Annotated in this window: 12 protein-coding genes, 1 tRNA gene and 1 pseudogene; 1 reads left to right on the top strand and 13 read right to left on the bottom strand. The window is 63.4% G+C overall.

Annotated features, from left to right (window positions below; translation table 11 throughout):
- Positions 1–7 precede the first annotated feature (7 nt).
- From dcd to Q390_RS0105745, 5 genes are all read right to left on the bottom strand, one after another.
- Complete coding sequence (dcd, locus tag Q390_RS0105765; RefSeq protein WP_027995205.1) at positions 8–580, bottom strand: dCTP deaminase; 573 nt, start codon at positions 578–580, stop codon at positions 8–10.
- Between the two features lie 184 nt (positions 581–764).
- Positions 765–2069 carry a dihydrolipoamide acetyltransferase family protein gene (locus tag Q390_RS0105760; protein ID WP_027995204.1) on the bottom strand — a complete coding sequence of 435 codons (1305 nt, stop codon included), beginning with the start codon at positions 2067–2069 and terminating at the stop codon, positions 765–767.
- Between the two features lie 5 nt (positions 2070–2074).
- A complete protein-coding gene (locus Q390_RS0105755) occupies positions 2075–3133 on the bottom strand; it encodes an alpha-ketoacid dehydrogenase subunit beta (protein WP_342666084.1) in 1059 nt (352 codons plus the stop codon).
- A gap of 2 nt (positions 3134–3135) precedes the next feature.
- Positions 3136–4380 (bottom strand): 3-methyl-2-oxobutanoate dehydrogenase (2-methylpropanoyl-transferring) subunit alpha, encoded by a 1245-nt coding sequence (locus Q390_RS0105750; RefSeq protein WP_027995202.1) that lies wholly within the window; start codon positions 4378–4380, stop codon positions 3136–3138.
- A gap of 121 nt (positions 4381–4501) precedes the next feature.
- Positions 4502–5605, bottom strand: a complete 1104-nt coding sequence (locus Q390_RS0105745; protein ID WP_027995201.1) for a BMP family ABC transporter substrate-binding protein — start codon at positions 5603–5605, stop codon at positions 4502–4504.
- Between the two features lie 235 nt (positions 5606–5840).
- Here Q390_RS0105745 and Q390_RS20625 point away from each other — a divergent pair.
- Positions 5841–6050, top strand: a pseudogene (locus Q390_RS20625) (HIT family protein); the annotation flags it as partial.
- Between the two features lie 46 nt (positions 6051–6096).
- Here Q390_RS20625 and Q390_RS0105735 read toward each other — a convergent pair.
- From Q390_RS0105735 to serS, 8 genes are all read right to left on the bottom strand, one after another.
- Complete coding sequence (locus tag Q390_RS0105735) at positions 6097–7149, bottom strand: adenosine deaminase (RefSeq protein ID WP_027995199.1); 1053 nt, start codon at positions 7147–7149, stop codon at positions 6097–6099.
- Positions 7150–7273: 124 nt separating this feature from the next.
- Entirely contained in the window at positions 7274–8428 is a 1155-nt protein-coding gene (locus tag Q390_RS0105730; protein ID WP_027995198.1) for a BMP family ABC transporter substrate-binding protein, read from the bottom strand.
- A gap of 46 nt (positions 8429–8474) precedes the next feature.
- Complete coding sequence (locus tag Q390_RS0105725) at positions 8475–9395, bottom strand: ABC transporter permease (protein WP_027995197.1); 921 nt, start codon at positions 9393–9395, stop codon at positions 8475–8477.
- A 1-nt stretch (position 9396) separates the two neighbouring features.
- Positions 9397–10479 carry an ABC transporter permease gene (locus Q390_RS0105720; protein WP_027995196.1) on the bottom strand — a complete coding sequence of 361 codons (1083 nt, stop codon included), beginning with the start codon at positions 10477–10479 and terminating at the stop codon, positions 9397–9399.
- Positions 10466–12070, bottom strand: coding sequence for an ABC transporter ATP-binding protein (locus tag Q390_RS0105715; protein WP_027995195.1), 1605 nt, complete (start codon positions 12068–12070; stop codon positions 10466–10468). Before Q390_RS0105715 ends, Q390_RS0105720 begins: the two co-directional genes overlap by 14 nt.
- A 137-nt stretch (positions 12071–12207) precedes the next feature.
- A complete protein-coding gene (locus tag Q390_RS0105710) occupies positions 12208–14292 on the bottom strand; it encodes a sensor domain-containing diguanylate cyclase (protein ID WP_084153791.1) in 2085 nt (694 codons plus the stop codon).
- Between the two features lie 371 nt (positions 14293–14663).
- A tRNA-Ser gene (locus Q390_RS0105705) sits at positions 14664–14753 on the bottom strand.
- 52 nt (positions 14754–14805) lie between these two features.
- Complete coding sequence (serS, locus tag Q390_RS0105700) at positions 14806–16122, bottom strand: serine--tRNA ligase (RefSeq protein ID WP_027995193.1); 1317 nt, start codon at positions 16120–16122, stop codon at positions 14806–14808.
- Positions 16123–16179: the final 57 nt, after the last annotated feature.

Genomic DNA, 16179 nt, shown 5'->3' with positions numbered 1-16179 from the left:
CCGCTATTTATGCCCGGGGCAGCGTCACGCCATGCTGGCCCTGGTATTTGCCGCCACGGTCTTTGTAAGACACTTCGCAGACATCGTCCTTGTCGCTCTCAAAGAACAGCACCTGGGCGCAGCCCTCGCCAGCATAAATTTTGGCCGGCAGCGGCGTGGTATTGCTGAATTCAAGGGTGACGTAACCTTCCCATTCGGGCTCGAAGGGCGTGACGTTGACGATGATGCCGCAGCGCGCGTAGGTGCTCTTGCCTAGGCAGATGGTCAGCACATTGCGTGGAATGCGGAAATATTCCAGGGTGCGCGCCAGCGCAAAGCTGTTTGGCGGAATGATGCAGCTGTCACCGTAAAAATCGACAAAGCTCTTTTCGTCAAAGTTCTTTGGATCGACCACGGTGCTGTGGATATTGGTGAACACCTTGAATTCCGGTGCACAGCGAATGTCATAGCCATAGCTGCTGGTGCCGTAGCTGATGATTTTTTTACCCTCGACCTCGCGCACCTGACCCGGCTCGAACGGCTCGATCATGCCGGTCTGCTCGGCCATGCGGCGGATCCACTTGTCGCTCTTGATACTCATCTTGATTCCTCGCCCAAACTACTGTTTTGATAGCTATCAGCGCTTGACCACCAAGCGTTAGAGCCGTATTTTGCTTTAAAAATGAGGTCTTTCTGCCGACGCCGGTTGTCAACAAAGCGCCGCAGGGCCGGACAGCCCCTGTGCACCGGGGCGCCAGCTTACCTGCAGCGCCCCACAAGCCAGATCAGTCCACCAGCAGCAAGGCAGGGTTTTCCAGCAACCCACGCACCGCTTGGATGCATTGCGCGGCGTGCAGACCGTCCACCACGCGATGGTCAAAGGACGAGGACAGGTTCATCAACAGGCGCGCCACCACGCTGCCGCCGCGCAGCATCGGGCGCTCGACGATGCGATTCACGCCGATGATCGCCACCTCGGGCGCGTTGATGACGGGCGTGCTGGCAATGCCGCCCAGCGGCCCCAGGCTGGTCAGGGTGATGGTCGAGCCCGACAGCTCGCCGCGTGTCGCCTTGCCGCTGCGCGCGCTCTCGGCCACGCGTGCAATGCCGGCGGCGCAGGCCCACAAGTCCAGCGCCTCGGCGTGGCGCAGTACCGGCACCATCAGGCCGGAAGCGGTTTGCGTCGCCACGCCCAAGTGCACGCCAGCGTATTGCGTGACGATGCCGGCCTCGTCGTCAAAGCGGGCATTCAACTGCGGACACTGCGGCAGCGCCAGCACCAAGGCGCGCACCAGAAACGGCAGCAGCGTCAGCTTGCCACGCGTGCCGGCGTAGTGTGCATTGAGCTGCGCGCGCAGCGCCTCCAACTCGGTGACATCCACCTCTTCGACGTAACTGAAATGCGGAATGCGGCGCTTGGACTCCTGCATTTTTTGCGCGATCTTGCGGCGCAGGCCAATCACCGGCACCGTGTGCTCGCCGTGGCGCTCGGCTAGCCGCTGGGTGGCGGGCGGCGGCGCTGAGGCCTGCTGGGGCACAGCCCTCTGCGCCGCCATGTAGGCATCCAGATCAGCGTGCAGAACGCGTCCGTCCGGGCCACTGGCGGCGACGTCCTCCAGCGCCAGCCCCAGGCTGCGTGCGCGCTGGCGCACGGCCGGGGCGGCCTGCGCTGGCGCACCAGACAGGCGCGGCGCGGGGCTTTCCGGTGCTAGGGCTGGGGCGGCTGGCGCGGTGGAGACAGCTACGGGCGCAGGCCCCAAGGGTGCAGCGGCGGATAAAGGTGCGGTCGCTGGCGGCGCGGCAGGCGCTGGCGCCGCCCTGACGCCCTGGGCCGGCAGATTGCCAGCGCCCGCCACTTCCAGCCGCAGCAGCTCGGCGCCCACGGCCAGCGTCTGGCCGATGGCACCACCGCACACCAGCACGCTTCCATCCACCGGCGAGGGGATTTCTACTGTCGCCTTGTCGGTCATCACATCGGCCAGCGGCTGGTCGGCGCGCACCGTGTCGCCCGGCTGCACATGCCAAGCCACCAGCTCGACTTCTGCCACGCCCTCGCCAATGTCGGGCACCCGAATTGCATATAGACCCATGGTCGTCAAGCCTCCAGGACACGTTGCAGGGCAGCGCCCACGCGCGCCGGCCCAGGGAAATAAGCCCACTCCTGGGCGTGCGGATAAGGCGTATCCCAGCCGGTGACACGCTCGATGGGCGCTTCCAGGTGGTAGAAGCAGTGCTCCTGCACCAGCGCCACCAGCTCGGCGCCAAAGCCACCGGTGCGGGTGGCCTCGTGCAGCACCACACAGCGTCCGGTCTTCTTCACCGAGGTAACGATAGTCTCCAGGTCGAGCGGCCAGATGCTGCGCAGGTCGATGATCTCGGCGTCAATGCCGGTGTCGCGCACTGCGCCGTCAGCCACCCAGACCATGGTGCCGTAGGTCAGCACCGTCACTGCCGTACCAGCGCGAAACACGCTGGCGCTGTCCAGCGGCACCGTGTAGTGGCCGCTGGGAACCTGGCTGAGCGCGTGTTGCGACCACGGCACGATAGGCCGGTCATGGTGACCGTCAAACGGGCCGTTGTAGAGGCGCTTGGGTTCCAGAAAAATGACCGGATCGTCGTTTTCTATCGACGCCAGCAGCAGCCCTTTGGCGTCGTACGGGTTGCTGGGCATCACCGTGCGTACGCCGCAGACATGGGCAAAGAGGGCCTCAGGACTCTGGCTGTGCGTCTGGCCGCCGTAAATGCCGCCGCCACACGGCATACGGATGGTGAGCGGCGCCGTGAAGTCGCCCGCCGAGCGGTAGCGCAGCCGCGCCGCCTCGGAAACAATCTGATCCATGGCCGGATAAAAATAATCGGCAAACTGGATCTCCACCACCGGCCGCAGGCCATAGGCGCCCATGCCCACCGCCGTACCCACAATGCCGCCCTCCGAAATCGGCGCATCAAAGCAGCGCGAACGGCCGTATTTGGCTTGCAAGCCTTCGGTGACGCGGAAGACGCCGCCAAAGTAGCCCACATCCTGGCCGTAGACGATGACGTTGTCATCGCGCCCCATCGCCACGTCCAGCGCCGAGCGCAGCGCCTGGATCATGGTCATCGACACGGTTGCGACAGGCGCGGCGCGGTCCATCTCAGGTGCTTGTGCGGCCATCGTCAGCCTCCCAGGGTGTGTTGTTGTTCGCGCTGGCGGCGCAGGTGCGCCGGCAGTTCTTTGTAGACATCGTCAAACATCGCATCGGCACTGAAGACATGGCCATCGAGCAGCGTGCCGTGGCTTTCGGCCTCTTGCTGCGCGGCCAGCAGCTCGGCTTGCAGCTCTTGCTGTAGGGTCTCATGGCGCTCGTCCGACCACTCGTCCAGTGCGATCAGGTGCTGTTTGAGCCGGGCAATCGGATCGCCCAGGGGAAAGTGCTGCCAGTCGTCCGCCGGGCGGTAGCGAGACGGATCGTCGGAGGTCGAATGCGGCCCTCCCCGGTAGGTCAGCCACTCGATCAGCGTCGGCCCCTGGTTGTTGCGCGCGCGCTCGGCCGCCCACTGCGAGGCGGCATGGACGGCCAAAAAATCATTGCCATCGACCCGCAGCGCCGCAATGCCGTAGCCGATACCGCGCGCGGCAAAGGTGCTGCCCTCGCCTCCCGCCATCGACTGGAAGGTGGAGATGGCCCACTGGTTATTGACCACATTCAGAATCACCGGCGCACGGTAGACATGGGCAAAAGTCAGCGCGGTAGTGAATTCAGCCTCGGCCGTGGCGCCGTCGCCAATCCAGCCGGAAGCGATCTTGCTGTCGCCCTGGATGGCCGAAGCCATGGCCCAGCCGACCGCCTGGATGAACTGCGTCCCCAGATTGCCCGAGACAGAAAAAAAGCCGGCGCGTTTGTAGGAATGCAGCACCGGCAGCTGGCGCCCCTTGAGCGGATCGCACTGGTTGCTCATCAGCTGGCAGATCAGCTCCGACAGCGAAATGTCATCACGCGACAGCAGCAAGCCCTGCTGGCGGTAGGTCGGAAAGCACATGTCGCCCGGTTGCAGCACCTGCGCCTGCGCCACGGCAATCGCCTCTTCGCCCAGGCACTGGATATAAAAAGAAAGCTTTTTCTGGCGCTGCGCCAGCACCATGCGGGCGTCAAACAATCGGGTGCGCAGCATGGCGCGCAATCCTTGGCGCAGGCGTTCGGGGCGGATCGGCGGTGCCCACGGGCCCACCGCACGGCCCTGGTCGTCGAGCACGCGCACCAAGCCGTTGGCGACATCGGCGGTGTCGGCCGCTGGGGTATCGGTCGGCGGGCGGCGCAGCGCGCCGGCGGGCGACAGGCGCAGATAGGAAAAATCGGTCTTATGGCCCGGGCGCCCGGTGGGCTCCGGAACATGCAGTTGCAGTGCGGGGTGCGAGTTCATCCACGGCCTCCGCGCGCGGGTTGGGCGCGCCTGGTTCAGCGATCGGACAGTCGAAGAAAAAGTCTAATCCCCGAACGCGCTGCTGACCAGTGGGAATGCTGCCCATAAGGTCAAGAACAGGTCATTGGCTTACACGCCCTTGCACACCCTCCACCAACCAGTTCATTTGCAGGATTTGCGCGTCTGTCAGCATCTGACCTGGTGCAATCACGACGTGCCCCGCGTTGTCGCACACCGCCACCGCCCCCGCACGAAAAGGATGCAGCCGACCCTCGCTGAGGTCCCGTTGACGCAGCAACACCTCTTGCTGCACCCCAGTGGGCACCTTAGAGCCAAAGTCGCCGACGCGGATCATGCCCTCGCGCACGCCGCCCCAGACATCGCCGCTCTGCCAGCTGCCGTCGAGCACGGCGCGGACACGCCGCGTGTAGTAACTGCCCCACTGGTGCGTCACGGCAACGATCTGCGCGTCGGGTGCGACGTTGCGCATATCGGAGTGGTAGGCCACGGCCAGCTTGCCGCGCTCCTGCGCTGCCACCATCACGGCATTGGTGGCGGTGTGGAACGACAGCACATCCGCGCCCTGGTCGAACAGCGTCATGGCCGCATCGCGCTCGCGCGGTGCGTCAAACCAGGCATTCAGCCACACTACTTTGACCACGGCCTTGGCATTGACCGAGCGCATGCCCAGCGTGAAGGCATTGATGCCTTGCAGCACTTCCGGAATCGGAAAACCCGCTACATAACCCGCCACGCCGGTCTGGGTCATGCGGCCCGCAGCAATGCCGGCCAAGTAGCGGCCCTCGTAGTAGCGTGCATTCGCCGTAGCGACGTTGGGGGCGGTCTTGTAGCCGGTGATGGACTCGAATTTCACGCCCGGAAAGTCCTGCGCCACCTTCAGCGTCGGCTCCATATAGCCAAAACTGGTGGTGAAAATCAGCTGGTGCCCGGTGCGCGCCAAGTCGCGGATGACACGCTCGGCATCAGCCCCTTCGGCCACGTTATCGACGGCCGTGGTCTGCACTCTGGCGCCCAGCGCAGCTTCGACCGCCTTGCGCCCGTCCTCGTGCTGGCGCGTCCAGCCGGCGGCCAGCACCGGCGTGACATAGACAAAACCGATCTTCAACGGGGCGGGGATTTTCGCCGGGGTGGCGGGTGCGATCTGCGCCAAGGCAGGCGCGAAAAAACAGGCGGCCACGAGCGTGGCAGCGAGGTTTTTGTACATGGTGGTCCTCTACATGGCCCTGAAAAAAGAAACCCCCGGCGCTGGGGCACAGCGCCGGGGGTGGTGATTATCGGCATAAACGCCGCGTGCACAGCCGCAGCAGACCCACACTGTGGTGCTGGGCATCGGCGTATAAAAATCAAAAATCATAGCTTATCGCGCTTACTCAGCAAGGGCTGGAGGCACTTTTGGCTATGATCTTTGGTTTTCTGCGCCGCTTTACCGGAGACGCACCATACCCCTATTCATCGACACCTCGCCCCCAGGACAATGCATTTTTTGCCGTCTGGTGCACAGCGAAAACCCCTGCGCCAAGGTGTACGAGGACACGTTGACGATCGCCTTCATGGACATCGGCCAGGTCAACTCCGGCCATGTGCTGGCGGCAACCAAGCGCCATGCCGCCACGCTGTTCGATATCACCCCCAAGTGCTGCAGGGCTGTGCGCAGCAACTGGCCGAGGCGCTGCAGACCCTGCCCGCGCTGGCCGGTTAAGCCGCGCTGGCAAACGCCGTGCAGTGCGCTTGCAGGCGCGCAATGAAGCGCGCCTTGTCGGCCTCGGGAATGAAACTGGCCTCGAAGCTGTTGCGCGCCAGCTGGTAGGCGTGCTGCGCCGTCAGGCCCGGCACGGCGGCAAACAATTGCGTAAAGTTGTCGTTGATGTAGCCACCAAAGTAGGCCGGATCGTCCGAATTCACCGTGACGACCACGCCTGCTTCAAGCAGTTGCAGCAGGTTGTGGTCTTTCAGCTCAGGGAACACACGCAGTTTCTGATTGGACAGCGGGCACACAGTGAGCGCAATACGCTCTTGCACCAAGCGCTGCAGCAGCGCAGCATCGTGCACCGCCTGCACGCCATGGTCGATGCGCTCTGCCCCCAACACATCCAGCGCACTCCAGATATACGCCGGCGGCCCCTCTTCGCCGGCGTGGGCGACCCGGTGCAGACCCAGTTCACGACAGCGCGCAAAGACGCGCGCAAATTTTTCCGGCGGGTGGCCCAGCTCGCTGCTGTCGAGTCCGACGCCGATGAACTTGTCCTGCAACGGCAGCGCCTGCTGCAGCGTGGCAAAGGCGTCTTCTTCGCTCAGGTGGCGCAAAAAGCACAGGATCAGCGAGGCGCTGATACCCCGCTCGGTGCGCGCATCAGCGCAGGCGCGGTACAGGCCGTTGATGACCGCCTCGATCGGCACGCCGCGCGCCGTGTGCGTTTGCGGGTCAAAAAATATTTCTGCGTGTACTACTTTATCCATAGCTGCCCGTGCAAGGTAGGCATAGGCCATGTCGTAAAAATCCTGCTCATGCCGCAGCACGCTGGCACCGGCGTAATAGATGTCAAGAAAACTTTGCAGGTGCTCAAAGGCATAGGCGCTGCGCAACGCCTGCACGCTTGGATACGCCAGCGGCATGTGGTTGCGCTGCGCCAGGGCAAAGATCAACTCGGGTTCAAGCGAGCCCTCGATGTGGATATGCAGTTCGGCTTTGGGCAGGGTGCATAGCAATTCGGGCAACCGCTGCGCGGCAATCGGTGGGACGGTGAACATCAGCAGTCTCCAAAATAAGCGTCCATTGTCTGCAAAGGACGGCGCCGGCACCACCCCCACCGACAAAAAAGGGCTACCCGTGGGCAGCCCTTTTCATCCCGTCCATCGGTGTCGATGGATGGCTTTATTTCTTGTCGCCGCCCGGCACCTGGCCTTCCACACCTTGAACGTAGAAGTTCACGCCGACCAGAAATTTATCGTCTGCCACCACCCCCTGGCCCAGCACTTCCTTGCCCTGGTTGTCCAGCAACGGGCCTTTCCAAATAGCAAAGCTGCCGTTTTTCAGGCCGTTCTTGACTTCTTCCACCTTGGCTTTGACGTCGGCGGGCACGTCGTCAGCGATGGACACGATGTCAATGGCGCCTTCCTTGACGCCCCACCACGCTTGGCCGGTGCTCCAGCTGCCCTTCAGCACGTCGTTGACGGCCTTGGTGTAGTACGGCGTCCAGTTGATGATCGCCGAGCCCAGGTGCGCCTTGGGGCCGTAAGCGGTCATGTCCGAGTCCCAGCCAAAGGCGCGCGCGCCCTTTTCTTGCGCGGTCTTGAGCACGGCGGGCGAGTCGGTGTTTTGGAACAGAATGTCGGCGCCGCCGTTGATCAGGCTGGTGGCGGCTTCGGTTTCTTTGGGTGGGCTGAACCATTCGTTGACCCACACCACCTTGGTCTTGATCTTTGGATTCACCGACAGCGCGCCCAGCGTGAAGCTGTTGATGTTGCGCAGCACCTCCGGAATCGGTACCGAGCCGACCACGCCCAGCGTGTTGGTTTTGGTCATGCCGCCAGCAATCACACCAGCCAGGTAGGCGCCTTCATAGGTGCGGCTGTCGTAAGTGCGCAGGTTCGCGGCGGTCTTGTAGCCGGTGGCATGTTCAAACTTCACGTTCGGGTGGTCGGCGGCCACTTTCACCATCGACTCCATGTAGCCAAAGGTGGTGCCAAAAATCAGCTGATTGCCCTGGCCGACAAAGTCGCGCAGCACGCGCTCGGCGTCAGCCGACTCGGGCACGCTTTCGACAAACGTGGTGACAATCTTGTCGCCAAATTCTTTTTCCAGAGCCTTGCGCGCGTTGTCGTGGGCATACGACCAGCCGCCATCGCCCACCGGGCCGACATAGGCAAAGGCGATCTTCAAGGGCTCGGGCTTGGCGAGTGGTGCCTGTGCTGCCGGGGCAGCCGCAGGCGGCGGCTCGTCTTTTTTGCCGCAGCCGGCCAGCGCAGCAACGGCAACGGCACTCAGCGCAGCCATCTTGAGCAAAGAACGCTTATTGAGATCGGTCATAGGTGGTTTCCTTATAGATGTGAAAAAAGATATCTAAAAAATGTCTTCAAGAGCCGGGATAAAACGCCTTGCCCAACGAGGCCGGCATATTCACGCGGATCCAGGTGGGATTGCGTGAGATCAGCGCCAGCACCACGATGGTGGCGACATACGGCAACATACTGAGCAGTTGGCTGGCCACCTGCACGCCGGAGGCCTGCAGGTGAAACTGCAGCATGGTGACACCACCAAACAGATACGCGCCCAGCAGCACGCGCGCCGGACGCCAAGTAGCAAACGTCGTCAACGCCAGCGCAATCCAGCCGCGCCCAGCCACCATGCCCTCGACCCACAACGGCGTATAGACGGTGGAAATATAGGCACCCGCCAGGCCGCACAACGCGCCGCCAACCATCACCGCAGCCAGGCGAATGCGCCGCACCGGGTAACCCAGCGCGTGCGCCGACTCGGGCGACTCGCCTACCGAACGCAGCACCAGACCGGCGCGCGTGCGATACAAAAACCACACCAGTCCCGCCGCCAGCAGCATGGCGCCATACACCAGCGGGTGCTGGCGAAACAGCGCCGGCCCGAGCAGCTGCACATCGCCCAGCACGGGAATCGCATATTTGGGCAGCTCGGGCAATTTGGCCTGCACATAGTTAATGCCAACAAAAGCCGAGAAACCGACGCCAAACAAGCTCAGTGCCAGACCGGTGGCGTATTGATTCGTACCCAGCCAAATCACCAACACGCCAAAAATCGCCGCCAGCAGCGCCCCTGCCGCCATGCCGGCGGCAAAGCCCAGCCAGGTGCTGCCGGTGTGGACCACCGTGGCAAAACCGGCAATGGCGGCGCACAGCATCAGGCCCTCGGCGCCCAGGTTGACGACCCCGGCTTTCTCGTTGATCAATAACCCCAGGGCCGCCAGGGCCAGCACGGTGCCAGCGCTCAGGGTGGCGGCAATGAGCAGCGCGTAAGACTCCATTTCAGTGCCCCTTCTTCAGTGCGGGCGCGCGGTGTACCCAGCGCAGGCGGTAGGCGATCAAGGTGTCGCAGGCCAGCAGCGTGAACAGCAGCAGCCCCTGGAACACACCGGTCAGCGATTTGGGCAAGCCCAGACGCGACTGCGCCAGCTCACCACCGATATACAACATGCTCATCAGCACGGCAGAAAACACCATGCCCACCGGGTGCAGGCGCCCGACAAAGGCGACGATGATGGCGGCAAAACCGTAGCCCACCGGCACATACGGCGTCAGCTGGCCGACCGGTCCAGCCACCTCCAGCGCACCCGCCAGACCGGCGGCACCGCCCGAAATCAGCAGCGCCGTCCACAGCGTGCGCCGCGAAGAAAACCCCGCATAACGCGCCGCGGCCGGCGCCAGGCCGCCGACCAGCAAGGCAAAGCCGGCGCGGGTACGAAACAGAAACACCCACAATGCTGCCGCAGCCGCCAGCGCCAGCGGCAGGCCCAGATTCAGGCGCGAGCCGGCCAGGAGGCGCGGCACCTGCGCCACTTTCTCAAAGGTTTTGGTTTGCGGAAAGTTGTAGCCCAGCGGGTCTTTCCAAGGGCCGAACACCAGGTAACTGAGCACTAGCGTGGCCACATAGACCAGCATCAGGCTGACCAGAATTTCGCTGGCATTGAAGCGGTCGCGCAGCAACGCCACCAACCCCGCCCAGGCCATGCCACCCAGCACGCCGGCCAGCAGCACCGCCGGCATGATCCAGCCTCCCGTCGTTTTGTCGGCCAGCAGCGCCACGCCACCGGCGGCAATCGCGCCCATGACGAACTGCCCTTCGGCGCCAATGTTCCAGATGTTGGAGCGAAAGCACACCGCCAGCCCCAGCGCAATCAGCAGCAGCGGTGTCGCCTTGAGCAACAACTCGCCCAGTGCGTAAGACGAGCGGATCGGTTCCCAGAAAAACACCTGCAAGCCGCGCACCGGGTCCTTGCCCAAGGCAGCAAACAAGGCCATGCCGATCAGCACCGTGATCGCCAGCGCCAGCACCGGCGAACCATAACTCCAGGCGCGCGAGGCCTGCGGGCGCGGTTCAAGCTTGAGCATGGTGCATCTCCTCGTCGAGTGCGCGCAGTTGCTCGCGGTTGCGTGCCAGATGCGCCTGCACGTCGGCGTGCCACAGGCCGCTCATCCACTCGCCAATGCGCTCGACGGTGGCGTCGGCGCGATCAATGGACGGCGATAAATGCCCCTTGGCCATGACGTGCAGCCGGTCGCTCAGATCAAACAGTTCATCCAGTTCTTCACTCAGCACCAGCACCGCACAACCGGCATCGCGCAGGGCCAGGATGGCGGCGCGAATTTGCTGCGCTGCGCCCACGTCCACACCCCAGGTCGGCTGCGAAACAATCAGCAAACTGGGGTGGGCATCAATCTCGCGCCCGACAATGAATTTTTGCAAATTGCCGCCCGACAGCGACTGCGCCGGCGCCTGCACGCCACCGGCCTTAACCTGAAAGCGCTCGATGATGGCGCGCGCCTGCGCCTGCAACTGGCCCATGCGAATCCAGCCGCCGCTCCCCACCGCGTCGCTGCGCGTCAGCAGCAGGTTGTGCGCCAGCCCCATGCTTGGCACCGCCCCCCGGCCCAGGCGCTCTTCCGGCACAAAATGCAGCCCCAACGCCCGGCGCGCACGGGGCCCCAGGCGTCCGGCGTTCTGCCCGATCAGCTGCACCATCGCCGGCGCGGCGCGCTGGTCTTCACCCGACAACGCATACAGCAATTCCTTTTGCCCATTGCCCGAGACACCGGCAATGCCCACCACCTCGCCGGCGCGCACCTGCAATTGCATATCGATCAAATCGACACCAAACGGATCGGTGCGCGCCAAATTCAAATCCTGTAATTGCAGCACTACTGCGCCGGCATGTATCGGGCGGTGCATCAACGCCGGAGGCTCGGCGCCAATCATCAGGCGCGACAGCGAGGCGTTGGATTCTTCTGACGGGTTGCAGACCCCCGTCACCTGGCCGCCGCGCAGCACGGTGCACGCCGTACACAAAGAGCGGATTTCATGCAACTTGTGGCTGATATACAGAATGCTGCAGCCCTCAGAAGCGATCTTGCGCAGCACCACAAACAGTTTTTCGACCGCCTGCGGTGTCAGCACCGAGGTCGGCTCGTCCAGGATCAGCACCTTGGGCTCGGTGAGCAGGGCGCGGATGATTTCCACCCGCTGCATCTCGCCGACGCTCAGGGTGTGCACCGGGCGCAGCGGATCGATATCGAGGCCATATTCAGTCGCCTTGGCGGTGATGCGCTCGGTGACTTCTGCCAAACGCTGACTTTTGTCCAGCCCTAGCCAGACGTTCTCGGCCACCGACAGGGTATCGAACAGGCTGAAATGCTGGAACACCATGGCAATGCCCAAGGCGCGCGCTTCTTGCGGATTGCGCACCTGCACGGCTTGGCCATTGAAGTACACGCTGCCCTCATCGGGCTGCACGGCGCCATAGATGATTTTCATCAGCGTCGATTTGCCAGCACCGTTTTCGCCCAGCACCGCGTGGATTTCACCCGGCTGCACCGTGAGCGATACTCCGCTATTGGCCACCACTGCTGGATAGCGCTTGGTGATGCCGGTCAGTTGCAGCCGCGCCGGCGCGCTCGGGGCAGAAGGAGGTGCGGAAAAATTCATGCCGCCGATTGTCTCTCAGTTTGCTTTTACCTTATGAATAAAACAGGCCGCTAAAGCAGAGTAGACGTGCGCCATTAGCTACCATTTCAATAGCTGCAAAAGACCACGGACGGCCCATATCAAAAGAGCCAAGCCCTTTACACCCGTTGTGGCACGTGCAGCACCATGCGATTGCGGCCAGTGCGTTTGGCGCTGTAGCACGCCATATCAGCCGCCTGCAATACGCTGGCGGCGTCTTGCGTGCAGGCGTCCAGCACCACCATGCCGATGCTGGCCCCGAGCACAAAGCTGCGACCCTGGTACATCGGCTCCCAGGCACGCACCACGGCGCACAGTTGTGCCGCCACCTCAGCGCCGTGCGCAGCAGCGCAGTCTGGCAACACCACGCCAAATTCGTCGCCGCTCAGGCGCGCCACCCAACCGCTTTGGCCCACCTGCGTCTGCAGCAGTTGCGCCACATGGCACAGCACATCATCGCCGGCGTCATGACCGGCCAAGTCGTTGACGACCGTGAAATGGTCCAGATCGAGGTACAGGAACACGCCATCCGCTGCGCGCTCCTGCGCACCTTGCTGCACGCCCGCAAGCGGCGTCTCACTGCACCGGCGCGCCAGGCGCTCGGCCAGCAACAGATGCAGGCGCCGCTCGCAGCCCTGGCGGTTGGTCAGCTGGGTCAGCGGGTCGTGCGCGGCCAGCCAGATGTTCTGCTCGCGTGCGGCATGGACGGTGGTCAGGTCTTCCAGTGTCCAGACCGTGGCACCGTGTGCATCGGCCGGGTTCACGCTGCATCCCTGCACGCGAACCCAGACAGAGCTGCCATCCTTGCGGCGCAGGCACACATCGCCCATCAGGGCACCGTGCTCAGCAAAACCAGCCTTTACACGGGCGCTGGTCTGCGCATAGTCGGCATCCGACCAATACAGCTCGCGCACCGGGCGGCCGCGCAGCTCCTCCTCGGTGTAGCCCAGCATCCGGCAGGCCTGGCTGCCGACCTTTTGCAGCATCCCCTGCTGCAAGATGACGATGCTGATCGAAGCGTGCACCATCACCGCCTGAAACTCGTCCACGATGGTTTTTTGCGCCACCGCCTGTTGTGCGTACTGCGCCTGCAACGCCTGAAACACCTGCACCAGTGCGCCTACCTCGCCGCCCGCCCGGGGCCAGGGCATAGTGGGCGGCGTGTGCCTATCCAGCATCTGCACGGCACGCGTGCGCAGCTGGGCCAGCGGGCGCACCAGCCAAAGCAACAGCAGAGCGGCCACGCCCACGGCACTGAGCGCCGTGGTACCCGCCACCACCCACCACGCGTGGCGCTGGGCACCGGGCAACGGCGCCAGCACCGCCTGCGCATCACTCACACGCGCTACCAACCACTGCGGCAAGGGCATGCCAGCCATGCTGACGATGTATCCGGACAACACCTGCGTTGTGCCACGCCCCTCCACCGGGCGCTCCTGCGCGCGCCACTGCGCATAGACCTGTGCCAGACCCGGCTCATCGCGCACGTTGCCCATGACACGGGCCGGGTCGGAGTGCAAAAGAATGGTGCCATCGCGCGTAAACACCAGCAGCCGCGAGTCCGAGCGCGCCGGCAGCAGCAAGGAGCCCGGCAACAGCCCCTGCGACTGCAGTTTCAGGCCCCCAGCCACCACGCCCATCACCGAACCATCGGGGCGGTGCAGCGGCTGGGTGAACATGACCCGCGCCTCACTGGTGCGCCCGGCAATCAGCTCGGACACCATTGGTTTGCCCTCCTGCAGCGTACGGCGCAAGCTGTCGCGCTCGGTGGGTTCGAGGTTGGCCGCGTTGTCAAAGCGCCCATATTGCAAATTGACGCGCAATTCCCCGTCTTGGCGCGCCACCTGCAGGGAGTCAAAAAACTGCACGGCGGGCAAGCCCTGCTGCAGCAACCATTGCAGCGACGAGGGCGAATGCAGCATCTGCGGGGTAATGCCTGTGGCCACTTGGCGCAGCAGCTTCTGGCTCTGCTCAATTTTGCTGGCCAACAAGCGCGCCACCACTTCGACCTCATCGGCCTGCTGGCCTTGCAGTCGCTGCAACGCCTCCTGCCCCGAGGCACGTGCCACCAGCCAGCCCGACATGGCACCAACAAAAATCACCACCAGCGCTGCCAAGAGCGCCAGCCACCACGCCCGCGTCCCCCACCCGCCAACACTGAACGTGGCCCCCTTCCCAGTGACAGGCGCGGAGACCAGCTGCATCACGCGCGCCCCTCAGACGCCGCGCAGCGGATGCCATGACAGACAGCCAAACAGGCACGACGAACAGAAATCATGGGGGCGCCACGGTTACCAAAGAAGGACTGGCCAATATAAACAGCCATCCTCGCACTGCCCTTGGGTGGAACCCTCAGTAACGCGGGGGGAGAACCCTGAGAGCCCTGCGGTTCAGCGAGATAAAACGGCTCAGGCCAGCCACAGCAGCTGCTGATATGCGACTTAAGGCAGGGCAAGCGTCTTACGTGCAGAGAAAAACGCGCCATGAGCACCCAGGAGGCCCATGGTGGCTACTCGGCTCCAAAAAGCAAAAAGGCTTTGCTGCTAAATAAATAGCAGCAAAGCCTTGTGCATACTGGCGGAGAGGGTGGGATTCGAACCCACGGTGATATTGCTACCACGCCTGATTTCGAGTCAGGTACATTCGACCACTCTGCCACCTCTCCTAGGTGTCGAAGCCTGCGATTCTAGCAGGCTTTTTGCCTTATCCCAGACGACTCAGGGTGTCAAAACCTCAATGCCGCCCATGTAGGGACGCAGGGCTTCGGGCACAGTGACGCTGCCGTCGGCTTGCTGGTAGTTTTCCAGCACCGCCACCAGCGTGCGGCCCACGGCCAGGCCCGAGCCGTTCAAGGTGTGCACCAACTCGTTTTTGCCTTGGGCGTTCTTGAAACGTGCCTGCAGGCGGCGCGCCTGGAAGGCTTCGCAGTTGCTAATCGAGCTGATTTCGCGGTAGTTGTTCTGGCCGGGCAGCCACACTTCCAAATCGTAGGTTTTGGCAGCACCAAAGCCCATGTCGCCGCTGCACAAGCTCATCACGCGGTACGGCAGGCCAAGCTTTTGCAGCACGGCCTCGGCATGGCCGGTCATGGCTTCCAGTGCTGCGTAGCTTTTGTCGGGATGGACGATCTGCACCATTTCCACTTTGTCGAACTGGTGTTGGCGGATCATGCCGCGCGTGTCGCGGCCGTAGCTACCAGCTTCGGAGCGAAAACACGGCGTGTGCGCTGTCAGCTGGATCGGCAATTCAGACTCTGGCACCACCACATCGCGGACAAAGTTGGTCAGCGGCACTTCGCTGGTCGGGATGAGATAGAGCGCAGCGTGGTCGGGCGCCGGTTCGCTGTCTTGCCCGCCCTTCTTGGCGGCGAACAGGTCGCCCTCGAACTTGGGCAACTGGCCGGTGCCTTTGAGCGAATCGACGTTGACGGCGTAGGGCACGTAACACTCGGTGTAGCCGTGCTCTTGCGTTTGCACGTCGAGCATGAACTGGCTCAGTGCGCGGTGCATACGCGCAATCGGCCCTTTCATGACGGTGAAACGCGAGCCCGACAGCTTGACGCCCATGTCAAAGTCCAGGCCCAGCGGCGTGCCGACATCGACGTGGTCTTTCGGCTCGAAGCTGAAAGTCGGCTGCGTACCCCAGCGGCGCACTTCGACGTTGTCGTCTTCGCCGGCGCCAACCGGCACGCTCTCGTGCGGCAGGTTGGGCACGGCCAGCAGCAGGGTTTGCAGTTCGGTCTGGATTTGCTCCAGGCGCGTGGCGGATTGCTCCAGTTCGGTTTTGGACGCTGCCACCTGGGCCTTGGCGGCTTCGGCGCCGTCCTTGTCGCCCTTGCCCATCAACATGCCAATCTGTTTGGACAGCTGGTTGCGCTGCGCCTGCAGTTCTTCAGTGCGGGTCTGCAGCGTTTTGCGCTCAGCTTCCAACGCCTGGAAAGCGGGCACGTTCAGGAAGGGCTGGGGATTTTTGCGGGCCTGCAGCCGCGCGATGGCGGTGTCGAGGTCTTTGCGGAGAAGGAGGATGTCAAGCATGGCGTGATTTTAGAGGCGCAGCAGACACTAGCGGCGCTACCATGCAAGCACAGGCGC

It is taken from the genome of Simplicispira psychrophila DSM 11588 (assembly GCF_000688255.1).
In the GTDB taxonomy this organism is placed as follows: Bacteria; Pseudomonadota; Gammaproteobacteria; order Burkholderiales; family Burkholderiaceae_C; genus Simplicispira; species Simplicispira psychrophila.
Note: the sequence above shows the minus strand (reverse complement) of the source record. Positions and strands in the feature narration are given on the sequence as shown.

Coding starts and splice junctions, on each gene's coding strand:
- dcd (WP_027995205.1), bottom strand. CDS start 580: ATGAGTATCAAGAGCGACAAGTGGATCCGCCGCATGGCCGAGCAGACC.
- Q390_RS0105760 (WP_027995204.1), bottom strand. CDS start 2,069: ATGGGTCTATATGCAATTCGGGTGCCCGACATTGGCGAGGGCGTGGCA.
- Q390_RS0105755 (WP_342666084.1), bottom strand. CDS start 3,133: ATGGCCGCACAAGCACCTGAGATGGACCGCGCCGCGCCTGTCGCAACC.
- Q390_RS0105750 (WP_027995202.1), bottom strand. CDS start 4,380: ATGAACTCGCACCCCGCACTGCAACTGCATGTTCCGGAGCCCACCGGG.
- Q390_RS0105745 (WP_027995201.1), bottom strand. CDS start 5,605: ATGTACAAAAACCTCGCTGCCACGCTCGTGGCCGCCTGTTTTTTCGCG.
- Q390_RS0105735 (WP_027995199.1), bottom strand. CDS start 7,149: ATGTTCACCGTCCCACCGATTGCCGCGCAGCGGTTGCCCGAATTGCTA.
- Q390_RS0105730 (WP_027995198.1), bottom strand. CDS start 8,428: ATGACCGATCTCAATAAGCGTTCTTTGCTCAAGATGGCTGCGCTGAGT.
- Q390_RS0105725 (WP_027995197.1), bottom strand. CDS start 9,395: ATGGAGTCTTACGCGCTGCTCATTGCCGCCACCCTGAGCGCTGGCACC.
- Q390_RS0105720 (WP_027995196.1), bottom strand. CDS start 10,479: ATGCTCAAGCTTGAACCGCGCCCGCAGGCCTCGCGCGCCTGGAGTTAT.
- Q390_RS0105715 (WP_027995195.1), bottom strand. CDS start 12,070: ATGAATTTTTCCGCACCTCCTTCTGCCCCGAGCGCGCCGGCGCGGCTG.
- Q390_RS0105710 (WP_084153791.1), bottom strand. CDS start 14,292: ATGCAGCTGGTCTCCGCGCCTGTCACTGGGAAGGGGGCCACGTTCAGT.
- serS (WP_027995193.1), bottom strand. CDS start 16,122: ATGCTTGACATCCTCCTTCTCCGCAAAGACCTCGACACCGCCATCGCG.